We start from the raw sequence: 17,670 nt of genomic DNA, 5'->3' as shown, positions 1-17,670 counted from the left end.
GGCTTGCCCCCGATAGGGCCGAAGGCCCGCTTCAACCGGCGGCGCTGACCTCTTTAGGCAAACGCTGATCAATCACCTGATACAACGCACTGCCCTGCGGCCAATTACGCATGAACCGCGCACGATCCTTGGCATACGCCGCAGCGAAGCTGGCAGCAGAACTGTGTTGGCACATGGCATCCAGGTCGATCATCGCCCAGCGGCCTTCGCTCCAGAACAGGTTGTGGCCTTTGAAGTCTCCATGGCTGATGCGTTCGCGGATCAACTCGGCGAACAACCGGTCCAGCGCCAGCAGCTCATCTTCAGGCGCATCGCCGTTTTCAACATAGGGCGCAAAACGCTCGATAATGTCGGGTCCGGGCAGGTATTCAGTGACCAGATACGCACGGCTGCGCAACCAGAAAAAGCGCTTCTCCAACACCGCCAGCGGCTTGGGCGTGGCGATGCCAAGGAATGCCAGGCGATTGCCTTCGCGCCAGGAATGCCAGGCACGGCTGGGGCGCCAGAAGCGTTTGAGCCAGTGGGCGAAACCCTTGATGTTGTAGCGTTTGATCACCAGGGGCCGGCCGGCCACTTCGACCTTGGCCACGCTCGCCGCGCCACCGGTCTTGTACAGATGGCCCTGGTCGAGCAGCGCATCGGCCTGCTCCAGCACGGGCAGCATGGCCGCCTCTTCTTCACGCCGAATCGCGCGCAGGCCGAAGGCCCCGGGCACCACGCTGAACAGCGTGCAGTCGCGACCGACCTTGTTCAGATAGTCCTTCAAGCGCCAGGCGCTGACTTTGCGCACCTGCTTTTCGAGCGCTTCCAGAGGCAAGGCGTGTTCGCCGTTTGCCAGCAGGTAGTACACCAGCAATTCTTCGGTAAACGGCTCGAGGTTTTTCGGCAACTGGGCAAAGAACACCCCGAGGTTTTCCAGCACCCGATTGCGCGACAGCGGCTTGCCCGCCTCTTCGACACGGATTCCGGCACCATCGATCAAATACAGTTTGCCGTCCTGGCGCAGCAAGTTGTCCAGGTGCAGGTCTTCCTGCCACAGCCCTTTGGCATGCATCTGCGCAATCGCGCCGAGCGCTTCGGCGAGCACAGCGGTTTGTTCGTCGGCCAAGGGCGGCAAGCCTTCGACAGCGAGCCAGGCGTCTCCCAGGCTGTGGGCGCCTTCGAGAAACTCGAACAGCAGCCAGCCCCCCTCACCTTCCTGCAAACCGTCGGCGAGCAGCAGCGGTGTGGTCAAGCCTTGCTCGGCCAACAACCGCACACCACTGAGTTCACGTTGGAAATGCCGCGCCGCCTTGCTGCCCACCAACAACTTGGCCAGCACCGGGCGACCGCGCCACACGGCGGCGCCGACGTAGCGCTGCCCCGGCAAAACCCGCAACAGGCTGAGCAGCTGCAGTTGCCCCGGACCTGCCGCATCCGCCAGATCAAGGGTCAGCGGCAGGCGGGGTGTACGACCGGCATTTTTCAGCTCGGACAAACGCATCAGCGGTTCTCCTTGTGGCTGCGGCGCGCCGTCAGGCGCTGGTGCCAGGTAGACACCGATGCGCTGTCTTCGGGCTGCTCAAGGTAAGCCGCCAACAGCTGTCGCACCTGGGCGTCGGTCCACTGCGGTGCACGGCGCAGCAGCGGTTCCAGGTCCTTGACCCGGTCACGCCAGCCGAACAGCAGCGGGCGGGTTTTTTCCAGGTCGATCAGTTGCGCGGCATAACTGTCGCCACGGCCCTGCAGGAAAATATGCTTGGGGTAAAAGCAGCCGTGCACCTGGCCCACGCTGTGCAAATGCCGCGCAAGCTTGCCGCAGGCCAGGAGGATCGCGTGCTGCTGGGCGTCGCTCAGTTGCGTCCATTGCTCCAGCAACGAGTCAAGGTCGTTCCAGCCGTCCAGGGCACGGGTGAGCAGCATCGCACGGCGCTCGCCCGCAACCTTGCGCTCGCCGAAAAAGGCTGCCTGCAAGGCCGGGATACCCAGCTTTCGGTACAGGCTGATATTGCGAAACTCGCGGGCAAAACTCGGTTCGCCAAACGGCCGGTGCAAGGTGCGCGTCAGGTAGTTGCTCTGGCGCTTGAGGTAGTAACCCTGACCTTCAAGCTCCAGGCGATACACGCTGCTCCAGCCGTCGCCGCTGGTGTTCGGCTCGTCCACCGCGTCCAGTTGCCGGGCCCACAGCGCGTCGAAGCTAGCCAGGCCGTTGCGCTCAAGCAGAGCGCGGTCTTCGGCCGCCAGGAAGTCACTCATTCACGTCCCTCGAAAAACTTCACCACATGGCGAATTCGTTGTTTGTCCGACGTCTTCAGGTGCGTGCGTTGGCGGTATTGCATGTAGAAACGCAGGCGCTGGGTGGCCGACAGATGATACTTGGCGACCTTGTCCAGGCAGGCCAGGTCTTTGGTAATGCGGTACTTGAGCCAGAAACCGCGCCAGAAATCGCCGTTGGGGCAGTCGATCAGGTACAAGGTGCGCTGGTCGTCGACCAGCAGGTTGCGCCACTTCAAGTCGTTATGAGTAAAGCGGTGATCGTGCATGGTGCGCGTGTATTCGGCGAGCTGGCGGCTGATCGCATCAACCCACGTGGGGTCTTTGAGGCGCGGATCGTTGCGCTCAGCCAACGCCGACAGGTCTTCAGTCTTGGGCAGCTCACGGGTGATCATCGCGCCACGGTCGTAGGCCAATCCGCTACGTTGCAGGCCCCAGGCGATGACCTCGGCGGTGGGAATGCCCCACTTGGCAAAGCGCTTGAGGTTCTGCCACTCGGACTTGACCCGCGGCTTGCCCAGGTAGCGGCGCAGGCCTTTGCCAGCCCCGACATAGCGCTTGACGTAATAATTGACCCCGCCGCGCTCCACCCGAATTACTTCCGACAGTGGGTCGCGGGTCAGGCGCTCGCCTTGCAGGGCAAACACCGCTTCCAGGCTTCCGAAGTCGTCCGCGAGGGCGGCGTAGGCAGGTTCCAGATTCCAACCCGCCATCAGAGCGCATCCCCGTAGCGCTGCTTGCGCGCATAGAGCTTGGCGGCCATGCGTTCCAGTTCGCGCAACAGCGCGGTTTGCTCGGCGAAGATCTGGCGCAGCGGCTGCTGAAAGTAATGCTTGAGAAAGCGCAGTTTGTCGCGCTGGGTCAGGCCGATTTCCAGGGCAGAGTAATACAGCCCGGCAAGGTCTTTGTTGCGCCAGCGCACGGGGATCGTCGCACGCACCTGGGCGCGGTGCAGGTCGATCACCGACAGCTTGAGGGTGTCGACCGCAATCGGCCGGTCGGTGTGCAGCAAGAAATGGCAGAGATAGCAATCGCGATGATTGACGCCGCCCCGGTGCATCGCCCCGACGGTGTTCGCCAACTCGACGGTCAAAGCGTGCTTGATCGCTGGCACGGGCGGCTGCTTGACCCAATCGAGGGTCAGGTCTTCCAGGCTGATGATCGGCGTCAACTCTTGCGTGATGATGAACGAATGCTGGTCGGCCGGGTTGCTGCCTTTTTCGCCAAAGGCCACCGCCGTCATGGTCGGCACGCCCAGTTCCTGCAAGCGCTGGATCGCCAGCCACTCCTGGCCTGCGCCCAGCACCGGCAATTTGGCGGTGACCAGGTTCTTGAGGATTTCGCCCCAGCCGATGCCACGGTGGATCTTCACGAAATAGGGTTGGCCCTGCACCACCGTACGCAACGTACGGCGAGCGGCCAGCTCGCGGAACACCTGGCCTTGCAGCTTCTCTACCTCGGCGAACGCATCGCGTCCGGCCCAGAGGGTATTGAAGGGTTCGGCAAGAATCAACTTCATCGGTTTGGCTCCGCCAGAATCAGGTCCGCAGCGTACTGCGGCATGCTAAACAGGTCGGCCGTCTCAGCGAAGGCCAGACCATTGCGACTCCAGGTCGCGCGCGCGTGTGGATCTTCGAGCATATCCACCAGGTACTGGTTGAGCTGGGCCTGTTCGAACGGCTCGTCCAACACCCGGCCGCTCTGGGCCTTGTCGATGTAGAACGCGTAGCCGCAGACCCGGCTCACCAGTACCGGGAGGCCGGCGACCACCGCTTCGACCAGCACCATGCCGGCCGCCTCGTTATAGGCAGGGTGAATCAACAGGTCCGCCCCGAGCAGGAAGCGCGGGATATCGTTGCGGCCCTTGAAGAACTGCACCTGGTCGCCCAGGCCCAGCGTGGCGCTCTGCAATTGGAAGACTTTGGGGTCGTCCTGGCCGATTACAAACAGGCGGGTGCGTTTCTTCAGTTTGGACGGCAATGCGGCGACGGCCTTGAGGCTGCGGTCGACGCCCTTGGTCTTGAAGCCCGAACCGATCTGCACCAGCAGCAAATCATCCTCGGCCAAGCCGAACTCACGGCGAAACTCAGCGCGGATGTCGGCGGCGTTCGGCGGTGCGCGCCGGTCACGGGCGATGCCCGGCGGCAGCAGGTGGAACCGCTCGGGCTGGGTGCCGTAATACTGGCTGAACAGTTGCTGTTGATGCTCGGACAGCACCATGATCTGGGTCTTGGCGTTTTTATCGAACACCGCACGCTCGTATTCGGCAAAGTGCTTGTAGCGCCCGAACCAGCGGTACATCGGGTTGCGCAGTGTCTGGGCCTTGTCTTCGAACACGCCGTCGGCGGCGAAGTACAGGTCGAGCCCCGGCATCTTGTTGAAGCCCACCACGCGGTCCACCGGGCGCCTGGCCAGGTCGGCCCGGATCCAGGCGTAGAGCTTTTCGTTGCGGCGATGGTTCACCAGCGCCTTGACCGGCGCCACCAGCACTTCGAAGCCGGGCGGGATATCGCCTTCCCAGATCAGCGTATAGACACGAATCTGATGGCCGCGCTGCTGGCATTCCAGGGCGATGCGCATGAAGTCGCGCTGCAACCCACCGAAGGGAAAGTATTTGTACAGTACGAAAGCCAGTTGCATCAGTGCTGCTCCTCAGCCAGTAACAACGCGCTCAGTCGGCTTGCTACGCGCTCAGGATTCAGGCGCGTGAAGCACAGGGGCGACTCGCGCGTGATGTCGAACCGCCGCAGGTCATCGGCGGTGGGTTGGTAGGTGCAGTGCTTTTGCAGGCACGGCGCACACGGCCAGTCGCTGGCCAAGTGGACCTGGCCTTTGCCGTAGGCGCCGGTGAGACCCGGATTGGTCGGCCCGAACAGCGAAATGGTCGGCACATCCAGCGCCGCCGCCAAGTGGCCGAGGCCGGTGTCCACCGCCACACAGGCGCGGGCACTGGCCAATACACGGGCCACGCCCGCCAGGTTCAGTTTTGGCAGCACTTCGGCGTTGGGCAAGCCCTGGGCCAGGCGCTCGGCGCGGGCTTTTTCGGCGGCGTTGCCCCACGGCAACTTCACGTCCACGCCCAGGCGGGCCATGCGTTCGGCCAGTTCGCGCCAGTAGGCTTCGGGCCAGTGCTTGGTGTCCCAGGTGGTGCCGTGCAGCAGCAGCACGAAGGGTTTCTTCGGCGGCAGGCCAAGCAGTTTCTCGACGCTCAAGCCGTAGTCGCCCAGGCCCTTGGGCAGGTCATAGCCCAGCGCCACGGCAAACAATTGGCGCAACCGCTCCACCGCATGTTGCCCACGGGCCACGGCCAGGCGTCGGGAATAAAAACGCGCCGCCAGGGGCTCGCGGGCCGAGGTTTTATCGAAGCCGGCGACCGGCGCCCGCACGTAGCGGGTCAGCCAGGCGCTTTTCAGCAGGCCCTGGGCATCGATCACCAGGTCATACTTGGTCGACTGCACGGCCTGTTTGAAACGCCGCCATTCGCCGCTCTTGATGGTGTGCCAGAGGTTCTTGCGCCAGCGACGAATCGCCACCGGGATCACCTTGTCCACCGCCGGGTGCCAAGTCGGAATTTCGGCGAAGCCTTCTTCCACCACCCAATCGAAACGGATGCCGGGGATCGCCCGCGCCGCGTCGGTGAGTGCCGGCAAGGCATGGATCACGTCGCCCAGGGATGAGGTCTTGATTACCAGTACCCGCAACTCAGTGAACCTCGACCACGTCGCCCTGCAACCGCTGCAAGGCATCGGTTACCGGCTGCGGCAGTAATTGGCGCAGGCAGTTGTAGTGACCGAAACGGCAGGTGCGCTCAAAACAGGGGCTGCAATCCAGGCCCAGGCGCACCACTTCGACCTGGTCGGCCAAGGGCGGAGTGAACCCAGGGGACGTCGAGCCGTACACCGCCACCAACGGACGATTCAGCGCCGCAGCGACGTGCATCAGGCCGGAGTCGTTGGACACCACCGCGTCGGCACACGACAGCAAGTCGATGGCCTCGGCCAGGGACGTCTCGCCACTGAGGTTCACCGCCTCTTCGCGCAGGCCCGGAATCAGGCGCTGGCGAATATCTTCACCCACCGAGTGATCGTTTTTCGAGCCAAACAGCCACACCTGCCAGCCTTCGCGGATCTTGGTCTCGGCGACCTTGGCGTAGTGTTCCGACGGCCAGCGCTTGGACTCGCCGAACTCGGCGCCCGGGCACAGGGCCAATACCGGACGGTCCAGCGCCAGGCCGAACTTGGCCAGCGCCGCATCGCGGGTCAGCGGGTCGATCTGCAAGCTGGGGCGCGGATACGGCGTGGGCAGCTCGGCGCCGGGTTCGTAGGCCAGGGCCATGAAACGCTCGATCATCAACGGGTAGCGCGCCTTGTCCAGGGTGCGTACATCGTTAAGCAGCACATAGCGAAACTCGCCGCGCCAGCCGGTACGCTTGGGAATACCTGCAAAAAACGGCACCAGCGCCGACTTCAGCGAGTTGGGCAACAGGATCGCCTGGTCGTACTGGCCGGCCATGGCTTTGCCGATGCGCCGGCGGGTCGCCAATTCCAGCGCGCCATGGCCGAGCGGAAAGCTCAAGGCCTTGCGCACCTGGGGCATGCGCTCGAGGATCGGCCGGCTCCACTCGGGGGCGAGCACGTCGATCTGGCAGTCCGGATAGCGCAGCCGCAGGCACTGGAACAGTGTCTGTGCCATCACCATGTCACCGACCCAACTGGGCCCAACGATCAGAATATTCATGTAGTTTCCACAAACGATGCGGGGAGGCTTATGCCTCCCCGCCCTAATAGTGTTTCAGCTCAAACCGAGCGCCTGCCAGATTCGCATCACCTGGCGCCGCTCGTCTGCAAATTGGTCCCCGGCCACCGTGCCCGCCTCGTTCTGCAAGGCTTGGCGGTGCGCGGCGGAGCGGTACGCCTTATACACCTCCCGCAACAAATGGGCATCGGCGGCAGGCATCAGCCCGACCTGCTCCAGGCCTTCCAGAATGCGGATATTGTCGGTGTAGCGCAGCAACGATGGATGTTGCGCAGACCACGCCAAAGCGGCGTATTGCACCATAAATTCAATATCGACGATACCTCCGGCGTCCTGCTTGAGGTCGAACAGCGCCGTGGCTTCGAAGGCATTGGCGCCCATACCGGCCGCTGTGCTCCTGGTCCCCAGGTTGTCACGCATCTTGGCGCGCATCTCGCTGACCTCCTGGCGCAGCTTCGCCAAGTCCCGTTCGCGCCCCAATACCTTGGCGCGGACCTGCTCGAAGGCTTGGCCCACATCCTGGCTGCCGACCAACACCCGCGCGCGAATCAGCGCCTGATGTTCCCAGGTCCAGGCTTCATTTTGTTGATAGCGGTCGAACGCGCCCAGTGAACTCACCAGCAACCCGGATGCACCTGAAGGTCGCAGGCGCATGTCCACCTCATACAGCTGGCCGGAGTTGGTCTGGGTGGTCAGCAGGTGAATGATGCGCTGGCCCAGGCGCGTGAAGAACTGCGCACCGTCGATCGGCTTGGCGCCGTCAGTCTCGGCCTGCGGGTCGCCATCATGGATAAACACCAGGTCCAGGTCCGAACCATGCCCCAATTCGATACCGCCGACTTTCCCATAACCGACAATGATAAACCCAGGATCGCACAGGCTGCCGTCCAGCCGTTGCGGCGAGCCATGACGGGCAACGGTCTGGCGCCAGGCCAGGGCCAGCACTTGCTCGAGAATGGCTTCGGCCAGCCAGGTGAGGTAGTCGCTGACTTTCATCAATGGCAGGCTGCCGGCGATTTCCGACGCGGCCACCCGCAGACGGTGCGCCAGCTTGAAATGGCGCAAGGCTTCCATCTGCTGCTCGAGGTCGTCTTCGGGAATACGCGTAAGGCGCTCGCGCAACTCGGCGGCCAGCTCCGGCGCCAACGGCGGCTTGAACAGGCGCCCTTCGTTGAGCAGTTCATCGAGCAACAGCGGGAAACGGGTGATCTGCTCGGCGATCCACGGGCTCGCGGCGCACAGGGTCAGCAGACGGCGCAGGGCGTCGGGGTTTTCAGTGAGCAGCACCAGGTAAGCCGAACGGCGGGCGACCGCCTCGACCAGCGGTAATACGCGCTCCAATACCAGGTCCGGGTTGGCGTGTTCGACCGCCTGGGCCAGCAAGCGCGGAATAAACGCATCCAGTCGTTCGCGACCGAGGCGCTGCATCGCGCGCAGCTGCGGACTGCCGCGCAAGCCAGCCAGGGCCTTGAGGGCCTTGGGCGCATCGGTGAAGCCGCCTTCGCTCAACTGGCGGCAGGCAGCGTCGTCATCCTGGGATTCTTCCCACAGCGGCAACCATTCCCCGCCGACGACCAGCTCGCTTTCTGCGCCCTCTTCTTCATCAGGGTCGGCAATCACTTGGCGGAAGTGCCAATCCACCCGCCCACGCCAATACATCAGGCGTTCGTGGAACGCGGCCCAGTCGGCAAAACCGAGCATGAAGGCAATACGCGCCTGATCTTCCGGGCTGTCGGGGAGCATCTGGGTCTGGCGGTCGGCAATCGCCTGGATCGCGTGTTCGGTGTAGCGCAAAAACTCGTAGCCATTGCGCAACTCACTGATCACGGCGGCCGGCAAGTAACCCTGGCCCTCCAGGGTGCCCAGCACATTCAATAGCGGACGTTGCTGCAGGCTGAGATCGCGGCCACCGTGGATCAGCTGGAACGCCTGGGCGATAAATTCCACCTCACGAATACCGCCCGAACCCAGCTTGATGTTCTCGGCCATGCCCTTGCGTCGCACCTCCTGCTGGATCAGCTGCTTCATGGTGCGCAGCGCTTCGATGGCCGAAAAGTCCAGGTAACGGCGATAGACGAACGGGCGCAGCATGTCGAGCAACTGCGCGCCGGCCAGTTGGTCACCGGCGACGACGCGGGCCTTGATCATGGCGTAACGCTCCCAATCACGGCCCTGGTCCTGGTAGTACTGCTCCAGCGCATTGAAGCTGAGTACCAGCGCGCCGGCCGAACCGTAGGGGCGCAGGCGCATGTCGACGCGGAACACGAAACCGTCGACTGTCATCGGGTCGAGGGCCTTGATCAATTTTTGGCCAAGCCGAATGAAAAACTCCTGGTTATCCAGGGAGCGCTTGACCCCCACCGTTTCGCCGCCTTCTGGGTAGGCGAAGATCAGGTCGATATCCGACGACAGGTTAAGCTCCACCGCCCCGAGCTTGCCCATGCCAAGGATGACCATGTGCTGCGCTTCGCCGCTGCGCCGCCCGGTTGGCGTGCCGAACTGCACGCAATGGCGTTGGTACAGCCATTGGTAGGCCTGGTCGATGCAGGCGTCGGCCATGTCGGAGAGGTCGCGGCAGGTTTGCACCAGATCCGCCTGTCGGGTCAGGTCGCGCCAGATGATGCGCACCTGCTGGCGCGTACGCTGGCGCCGCAGCACACGGCCGAGTTCGTCTTCTGTTTCGGCCTGTTGCACGGCACCGGCAATCTGCCCGCACAGCTCACCCGGCGCAAACCCCCGGTCCAGCTCGCCCCAGGCCACCAATTCAAGCAACATCAAAGGGTCACGCACGCTCTGTTCAATGACAAAATCACTGGCGGCGCACACCCGCGCGAACTCGGCCCACCGTTGCGGCGTCCAGCCAGAAAGGCCATGATCGTCATCCAGCGCGGCCACCGCGTCACGAAATGACTGCTCGGCCCGGCTGGCGTAAGGCAAGAGAATGGCCGGCAGTTCGGCCAGCGTTGGAAGGCTCATGGTCTATCCTTGATCGGCGTGTAATTGGCGTGTAGTTGTGAACGCGAGAGCCATGCTCGATGAAGGACTGTCGAACAAAAGTTAGAAATAGCTGAAATTAAATTAATCTTGGCAGGCAACATCAAACTTTCACCTTTTCTTGTTCGCAATAGACCAACAATAACGATTATGCTCACCAGCCAGACCGAGCCATACGCTCAGTCTTGTGTAGTTTTACTACTCGTATATACATTCGAAAGGCTGAAATGGCCGACGATTTGTAGTAAAACTACAGGACGCCGAAGCAACCTTCGGCCATCCAAGAATTTATGTCGTCTGCCCACAAGGCCAGTCGCAAACTTCAGGCAACCGATTCTGGTAGCCTTTCCGCCCTGGAGCAAGCCATGCAAGACCTCGATCCCGTCGAAACCCAGGAATGGCTGGACGCCCTGGAATCGGTTCTCGACAAAGAAGGCGAAGACCGTGCTCACTACCTGATGACCCGTATGGGCGAACTCGCGACCCGCAGCGGCTCGCAATTGCCTTACGCCATCACCACGCCATACCGCAACACCATCCCCGTTACCCACGAAGCACGCATGCCTGGCGACCTGTTCATGGAACGCCGCATTCGCTCGCTGGTACGTTGGAACGCCATGGCGATGGTAATGCGCACGAACTTGAAGGATTCGGACCTGGGCGGTCACATCTCCAGCTTCGCCTCCAGCGCAACCCTTTACGACATCGGCTTCAACTACTTCTTCCAGGCCCCGACCGACGAACACGGCGGCGACCTGATCTACTTCCAGGGCCACACCTCGCCAGGCGTCTACGCCCGTGCGTTCATGGAAGGTCGCATCACCGAAGAGCAAATGAACAACTTCCGCCAGGAAGTCGACGGTCAGGGCCTGTCGTCCTACCCGCACCCTTGGCTGATGCCTGATTTCTGGCAGTTCCCAACCGTATCCATGGGCCTGGGCCCGATCCAGGCGATCTACCAGGCACGTTTCATGAAGTACCTGGAAGCCCGTGGCTTCATTCCTGAAGGCAAGCAGAAAGTCTGGTGCTTCCTGGGTGACGGCGAGTGCGACGAGCCGGAATCCCTGGGCGCCATCTCCCTGGCCGGCCGCGAGAAGCTGGACAACCTGATCTTCGTCATCAACTGCAACCTGCAGCGCCTCGACGGCCCGGTTCGCGGCAATGGCAAGATCATCCAGGAACTTGAAGGCGTGTTCCGCGGTGCGCATTGGAACGTGACCAAAGTCATCTGGGGCCGTTTCTGGGACCCACTGCTGGCCAAGGACGTCGACGGTATCCTGCAACGTCGCATGGACGAAGTCATCGACGGCGAGTACCAGAACTACAAGGCCAAAGACGGCGCATTCGTGCGTGAGCACTTCTTCAACACGCCTGAACTCAAGGCGATGGTTGCCGACCTGTCCGACGACGAGATCTGGAAACTCAACCGTGGCGGCCACGACCCGTACAAGGTCTACGCGGCGTACCACGAGGCGGTCAACCACAAAGAGCAACCAACCGTCATCCTGGCCAAGACCATCAAGGGTTATGGCACCGGTGCCGGCGAAGCGAAGAACACCGCGCACAACACCAAGAAAGTCGACGTTGACAGCCTGAAGTTGTTCCGCGACCGCTTCGACATCCCGGTCAAGGACGAAGAGCTGGAGAACCTGCCGTTCTTCAAGCCTGAGCCGAACAGCGCCGAAGCCCGCTATCTCAGCGAGCGTCGCACTGCACTGGGCGGTTTCGTACCGCAACGCCGCGCCAAGAGCATGAGCATCCCGACGCCGCCACTCGATACCCTCAAGGCTATCCTGGACGGCTCGGGCGACCGCGAAATCTCCACCACCATGACCTTCGTGCGGATCCTCGCGCAGCTGGTCAAGGACAAGGAAATCGGCTCGCGTATCGTGCCGATTATCCCGGACGAGGCCCGTACCTTCGGTATGGAAGGCATGTTCCGTCAGTTGGGCATCTACTCCTCCGTCGGCCAGCTCTACGAGCCAGTCGATAAAGACCAGGTGATGTTCTACAAGGAAGACAAGAAGGGCCAGATCCTCGAAGAAGGCATCAACGAAGCGGGCGCCATGAGCTCCTTCATCGCTGCCGGTACTTCGTACTCCAGCCACAACCAGCCGATGCTGCCGTTCTACATCTTCTACTCGATGTTCGGCTTCCAGCGCATTGGCGACCTGGCTTGGGCCGCAGGCGACAGCCGTACCCGTGGCTTCCTGATCGGCGGTACCGCCGGTCGCACCACGCTCAACGGCGAAGGCCTGCAACACGAAGACGGTCACAGCCACATCCTGGCTGCCACCATCCCGAACTGCCGCACCTTTGATCCAACCTACGGCTATGAGCTGGCGGTGATCATCCAGGACGGCATGAAGAAGATGACCGAAGAGCAGCAGGACGTTTTCTACTACATCACCGTGATGAACGAGTCCTACCAGCAGCCAGCCATGCCGGCTGGCGTGGAAGAAGGCATCATCAAGGGCATGTACCTGCTCGAAGAAGACACCAAGGAAGCGGCGCACCACGTACAGCTGATGGGCTCCGGCACCATCCTGCGCGAAGTGCGTGAAGCGGCGAAGATCCTGCGTGACGAGTTCAACGTCGGCGCCGACGTGTGGAGCGTTACCAGCTTCAACGAACTGCGTCGCGACGGCCTGGCCGTGGAACGCAGCAACCGCCTGCACCCGGGCCAGAAGCCTGCACTGAGCTACGTCGAAGAGTGCCTGGCCGGCCGTAAAGGTCCAGTCATCGCCTCTACCGACTACATGAAACTGTTTGCTGAACAAATTCGCCAGTGGGTCCCGTCCAAGGAATTCAAAGTCCTGGGCACCGACGGTTTCGGCCGCAGTGACAGCCGCAAGAAGCTGCGTCACTTCTTCGAAGTCGACCGTCACTTCGTGGTGTTGGCAGCCCTGGAAGCCTTGGCTGACCGTGGTGAGATCGAACCCAAGGTGGTGGCTGACGCCATCGTCAAGTTCGGGATCAACCCGGAAAAACGCAACCCACTGGACTGCTGAGGAGATTTTTTGTGAGCGAACTCATTCGCGTACCTGACATCGGCAGCGGTGAAGGTGAAGTAATCGAGCTGTTTGTGAAGGTTGGCGACACCGTCGAAGCCGACCAGAGCATCCTGACCCTGGAGTCGGACAAGGCGAGCATGGAAATCCCTGCTCCCAAGGCCGGCGTGGTCAAAAGCCTGAAAGTGAAGCTGGGCGACCGCCTGAAAGAAGGCGACGAACTGCTGGAGCTGGAAATCGAAGGTGCCGCTGATGCGGCCCCTGCGGCGGCTCCTGCTGCCGCTGCACCTGCGCCGGCTGCTGAAAAGCCTGCTGCTGCCGAGGCTGCTCCAGCCCCGGCCGCTGCACCTGCCGCCGCCACCGTCCAGGACATCCACGTTCCGGACATCGGCTCGTCGGGCAAGGCCAAGATCATCGAGCTGCTGGTCAAGGTCGGCGACACCGTCGAAGCCGACCAGTCGCTGATCACCCTGGAGTCCGACAAGGCCTCCATGGAAATCCCATCGCCGGCTGCAGGCGTGGTGGAAAGCATCGGGGTCAAGCTGGAAGACGAAGTCGGCACTGGCGATTTCATCCTCAAGCTGAAAGTACAAGGCGCTGCGCCTGCTGCTGCTCCAGCACCTGCCGCCGCTCCGGCTGCGGCCAAGGCTGAAGCGGCTCCGGCCGCTGCTGCTCCTGCCCCGGCTGCAAAAGCCGAAGCTGCACCGGCTCCTGCCGCCGCGCCTGCGCCAAGCGGTGCCAAGGTTCATGCCGGCCCTGCCGTGCGTCAGCTGGCCCGTGAGTTCGGTGTCGAGCTGGGCGCCGTCTCGGCCAGCGGCCCTCACGGCCGTGTGCTGAAGGAAGACGTGCAGGCTTACGTCAAGGCCATGATGCAGAAAGCCAAGGAAGCGCCAGCTGCCGGCGGCGCTACCGGTGGCTCGGGCATTCCGCCGATCCGCACCGTGGATTTCAGCCGTTTTGGCGAAATCGAAGAAGTGCCGATGACCCGCCTGATGCAAATCGGCGCGGCAGGTCTGCACGCGAGCTGGCTGAACATCCCGCACGTGACTCAGTTCGACCAGGCCGATATCACCGACCTGGAAGCTTTCCGCGTTGCGCAGAAAGCGGTGGCCGAGAAGGCCGGCGTGAAACTGACCGTGTTGCCTCTGCTGCTCAAGGCTTGTGCGCACCTGCTCAAGGAACTGCCGGACTTCAACAGCTCGCTGGCGCCAAGCGGCAAGGCGATCATTCGCAAGAAGTACGTGCACATCGGCTTCGCGGTAGACACGCCTGACGGCCTGCTGGTACCGGTCATCAAGAACGTCGACCAGAAGAGCCTGCTGCAACTGGCTGCCGAGGCTGCTGCGTTGGCCGCCAAGGCCCGCGACAAGAAGCTCACCCCGGACGACATGCAGGGCGCGTGCTTCACCATCTCCAGCCTCGGGCATATTGGCGGTACTGGCTTCACGCCAATCGTCAACGCGCCGGAAGTGGCGATCCTGGGTGTGTCCAAGGCAACTATCCAGCCAGTCTGGGACGGTAAAGCGTTCCAGCCCAAGCTGATGCTGCCACTGTCGCTGTCCTACGATCACCGCGTGATCAACGGCGCGGCGGCGGCACGCTTCACCCAGCGCCTGAGCCAGCTGCTGAACGACATCCGCACCATCCTGCTGTAAGCCGCAGCGGCCTCCCCTGAGCGGGAGGCCTTTGCCGCACCGATTTCCGAGCGCCACGCTCGTACCTCAACCCCGCCACTTGGCGGGGCTTTTTTTGCCCGTTTGTTGTATACATAGGACAGGCTTGTACACCTTCCGTCACTTCGACTGCAGAAACGCCCTGCGTGGCCGATAACAGGGTTATAGCACTTAGCCTTCATCCTCTCTTGTCAGTGCGTGCCGCATGATGCAACCTTGCCGCAGGCAACAGTAAAGAGGGCGTGAGCCCGGCGCCGTGCGCATTTTTCCAAGCGAGTTTCCCCCATGAAAAGCCAACCCGATGTCGCCCGAACGGCGGCCGAGGTAGTGACGCAATTACCGGTGCCTTCGCGCCTCGGTATGCTGCGTTTCGAGCGGCTTAATGAGGCAAGCTGGGCGCTGCTCTACCTCGACCCCAATTGCGAGCGCCAATTCGGCCTGCCGGCGGTCGAGCTCTGTGCCCTGATCGGCACGCCGTACGCCAGCCTGATGGAGCCCCAGGCACGCTATCAACTGCACGACGCGATCCAGCAGCAACTGAGCCTCAGCCCCCACTACCTGGTGCGCTACACCCTGCACACCAACGATGGCCCGCTGAGCCTGCTGGAAATGGGCGAGGCCTACAAACAACACAATCGCCACCTGCTGCGCGGCTACCTGATGGTGGTTGATGGCCTGTTCAGCGAAATTCCCGCCACGGTGCCGACCGCCGACCTGGAGAACCAGAACAGCCGCCTGCAAATCGCCCTGGAACTCAACCAGCGCGCGCAACAGGAACAGCTGCAGCACCTGGAGCGGGTACGCGCCCAGCAGGAGTTGATCCTGCTGCTGGCCCGCCAACGCTACACCACGCCCAATTCGCTGCAAGAAGCCGCCGAACTGATCACCCGCAGCGCCTGCGACATTTACCAGATCGATTGCGCCAGCATCTGGAACCTGGAAGGCCAGCGCCTGGTGCCGATTTCGGCCTATCACCGCGCCGATCAGCAATACCATGTGCCTGAAGCGATTGACGCCAGTTGCTTCCCCGATTACCTCGAAGCCCTGCACAGCAGCCGCGCGATCGATGCCACCAATGCCTTGCGCGACCCGCGTACGCGGGAAATGGCCGAAAGCCTGTTCGCCAAGGATATCCACGCCATGCTCGACGCGAGCATCCGGGTGGATGGCCAGGTCGTTGGCGTGCTGTGCCTGGAGCAAAGCGGCAGTTCGCGTGCCTGGCAGTCCGATGAAATCGCCTTTGCCGGCGAGTTGGCGGACCAGTTCGCCCAGGTCATCAACAACCACAACCGCCGCACCGCCACCAGCGCTCTGCACCTGTTCCAGCGTGCCGTGGAACAAAGTGCCAACGCCTTTCTGCTGGTCAATTGCGATGGCGTGGTGGAGTACGTCAACCCAAGTTTTACCGCGATCACCCAATACAGCGCCGAAGAGGTGCACGGCCACCGCCTGGCGCAGTTGCCGGCCCTGGAGAACCTCAGCGAGTTGCTGTTCGATGCGCCGTCGAGCTTGGCCAAGAGCAACAGCTGGCAAGGTGAATTCAAAAGCCGACGCAAAAACCTCGAACCCTACTGGGGCCAGCTGTCGATCTCCAAGGTGTATGGCGACAACCGCGAGTTGACCCACTACATCGGCATCTACGAAGACATTACCCAGACCAAGCTGGCGCAACAGCGCATCGAACGCCTGGCCTACACCGACAACCTGACCAACCTGGGCAACCGCCCGGCCTTCATCCGCAACCTCGACGAGCGCTTTGCCCGCGACAGCGACAGCCCGATCAGCCTGCTTTTGGTGGACATCGACAACTTCAAGCGCATCAACGACAGCCTCGGGCACCAGACCGGGGACAAGCTGCTGATCAGCCTGGCCCGTCGTCTACGCAACAGCCTGAGCAGCGGCGGCAGCCTGGCGCGCTTTGCCAGTAACGAGTTTGCGGTGCTGCTCGATGATGCCGACCTGGAGACCGGCCAGCAGGTCGCCAGCCAGTTGCTGGCCACCCTCGACAAGCCGATGTTCGTCGACAACCAATTGATCAGCGTGACCGGCTCCGTAGGCCTGGCCTGCGCACCGCTGCACGGCCGCGACCCGCAGACCCTGATGCGCAACGCCGGTTTGGCCCTGCACAAGGCCAAGGCCAACGGCAAACACCAGGTGCAGGTGTTTACCGAAGCCCTGAATGCCGAAGCGAGCTACAAACTGTTCGTGGAAAACAACCTGCGCCGCGCCCTGACCCAGAACGAGCTGGATGTGTTCTACCAGCCCAAGCTGTGCCTGCGCAGCGGCCGCCTGCTGGGTATGGAAGCGTTGTTGCGCTGGAACCACCCTGAAAAGGGCATGATCCGCCCCGACCAGTTCATCAGCGTGGCCGAAGAGACCGGCTTGATCATCCCCATCGGCAAATGGATCGCGCGCCAGGCGTGCCGCATGAGTCGGCAGTTGACGGCAGCGGGGCTGGGGAATCTGCAGGTGGCAATCAACCTGTCGCCCAAGCAGTTTTCCGACCCGGACCTGGTGGCCTCGATCGCCACGATTCTCAAGGAAGAACAGCTGCCGGCCAATCTGCTGGAGCTGGAGCTGACCGAAGGCCTGCTGCTGGAGGCCACCGAAGACACGCGCCTGCAACTGGACCAACTGAAGAGCTTTGGCCTGACCCTGGCCATGGACGACTTCGGCACCGGTTATTCGTCGCTGAGCTACTTGAAAAAATTCCCCATCGACATCATTAAGATCGACCGGAGCTTTATCCACGAAATCCCGGATAACCAGGACGACATGGAAATCACCTCGGCGGTCATCGCCATGGCCCACAACCTCAAGCTCAAGGTGGTAGCCGAAGGCATCGAGACCGCCGCGCAATTGGCGTTCCTGCGCCGGCATCGGTGCGACGTGGGCCAGGGCTACCTGTTCGACCGGCCAATCCCCGGCGCAGAGCTGCTGGAGAAGCTTAAACGCTACCCACGCGGGCCAATCGCCTGACAGCG

General features: G+C 62.3%; 11 protein-coding genes. 3 read left to right on the top strand and 8 right to left on the bottom strand.

Going from position 1 to position 17,670, the window contains the following annotated elements:
• Positions 1-31: 31 nt before the first annotated feature.
• From C4J93_RS02400 to glnE, 8 genes are read right to left on the bottom strand one after another with little or no spacing between them, the layout of a single operon-like run.
• Entirely contained in the window at positions 32-1,483 is a 1,452-nt protein-coding gene (locus C4J93_RS02400) for a lipopolysaccharide kinase InaA family protein (protein ID WP_124428496.1), read from the bottom strand.
• On the bottom strand, positions 1,483-2,235 hold the full coding sequence (locus C4J93_RS02395; protein WP_124369354.1) for a lipopolysaccharide kinase InaA family protein: 753 nt from the start codon (positions 2,233-2,235) through the stop codon (positions 1,483-1,485). The genes C4J93_RS02400 and C4J93_RS02395 overlap by 1 nt, the downstream gene beginning before the upstream one ends.
• The gene (locus C4J93_RS02390; protein WP_124360973.1) at positions 2,232-2,966 is read right to left on the bottom strand and encodes a lipopolysaccharide kinase InaA family protein; all 735 of its coding nucleotides are present in this window, start codon (positions 2,964-2,966) and stop codon (positions 2,232-2,234) included. The genes C4J93_RS02395 and C4J93_RS02390 overlap by 4 nt, the downstream gene beginning before the upstream one ends.
• Positions 2,966-3,772, bottom strand: coding sequence for a lipopolysaccharide core heptose(I) kinase RfaP (gene rfaP, locus C4J93_RS02385; protein ID WP_124406121.1), 807 nt, complete (start codon positions 3,770-3,772; stop codon positions 2,966-2,968). Before rfaP ends, C4J93_RS02390 begins: the two co-directional genes overlap by 1 nt.
• Positions 3,769-4,893, bottom strand: a complete 1,125-nt coding sequence (locus tag C4J93_RS02380; protein WP_124428495.1) for a glycosyltransferase family 4 protein — start codon at positions 4,891-4,893, stop codon at positions 3,769-3,771. Before C4J93_RS02380 ends, rfaP begins: the two co-directional genes overlap by 4 nt.
• Positions 4,893-5,954 (bottom strand): lipopolysaccharide heptosyltransferase I, encoded by a 1,062-nt coding sequence (gene waaC, locus C4J93_RS02375; RefSeq protein ID WP_124428494.1) that lies wholly within the window; start codon positions 5,952-5,954, stop codon positions 4,893-4,895. The genes C4J93_RS02380 and waaC overlap by 1 nt, the downstream gene beginning before the upstream one ends.
• A 1-nt stretch (position 5,955) precedes the next feature.
• Positions 5,956-6,990, bottom strand: a complete 1,035-nt coding sequence (gene waaF / locus C4J93_RS02370) for a lipopolysaccharide heptosyltransferase II (protein ID WP_124402858.1) — start codon at positions 6,988-6,990, stop codon at positions 5,956-5,958.
• A gap of 54 nt (positions 6,991-7,044) precedes the next feature.
• Positions 7,045-9,984, bottom strand: coding sequence for a bifunctional [glutamate--ammonia ligase]-adenylyl-L-tyrosine phosphorylase/[glutamate--ammonia-ligase] adenylyltransferase (gene glnE / locus C4J93_RS02365; protein WP_124428493.1), 2,940 nt, complete (start codon positions 9,982-9,984; stop codon positions 7,045-7,047).
• A gap of 383 nt (positions 9,985-10,367) precedes the next feature.
• Between glnE and aceE the strand changes: the two genes are divergently transcribed.
• The 3 genes from aceE to C4J93_RS02350 all read left to right on the top strand — a co-directional run bounded on the left by aceE (position 10,368) and on the right by C4J93_RS02350 (position 17,665).
• Positions 10,368-13,013 (top strand): pyruvate dehydrogenase (acetyl-transferring), homodimeric type, encoded by a 2,646-nt coding sequence (gene aceE, locus C4J93_RS02360; RefSeq protein WP_124428492.1) that lies wholly within the window; start codon positions 10,368-10,370, stop codon positions 13,011-13,013.
• 11 nt (positions 13,014-13,024) lie between these two features.
• On the top strand, positions 13,025-14,668 hold the full coding sequence (gene aceF, locus C4J93_RS02355; RefSeq protein ID WP_124428491.1) for a dihydrolipoyllysine-residue acetyltransferase: 1,644 nt from the start codon (positions 13,025-13,027) through the stop codon (positions 14,666-14,668).
• Between the two features lie 303 nt (positions 14,669-14,971).
• On the top strand, positions 14,972-17,665 hold the full coding sequence (locus tag C4J93_RS02350) for a bifunctional diguanylate cyclase/phosphodiesterase (RefSeq protein ID WP_124365576.1): 2,694 nt from the start codon (positions 14,972-14,974) through the stop codon (positions 17,663-17,665).
• Positions 17,666-17,670 lie beyond the last annotated feature (5 nt).

The organism is Pseudomonas sp. R2-37-08W (assembly GCF_003851705.1).
In the GTDB taxonomy this organism is placed as follows: domain Bacteria; phylum Pseudomonadota; class Gammaproteobacteria; order Pseudomonadales; family Pseudomonadaceae; genus Aquipseudomonas.
The sequence above is the reverse complement of the archived record's forward strand: the minus strand, read 5'-3'. Positions and strand labels throughout refer to the sequence as shown.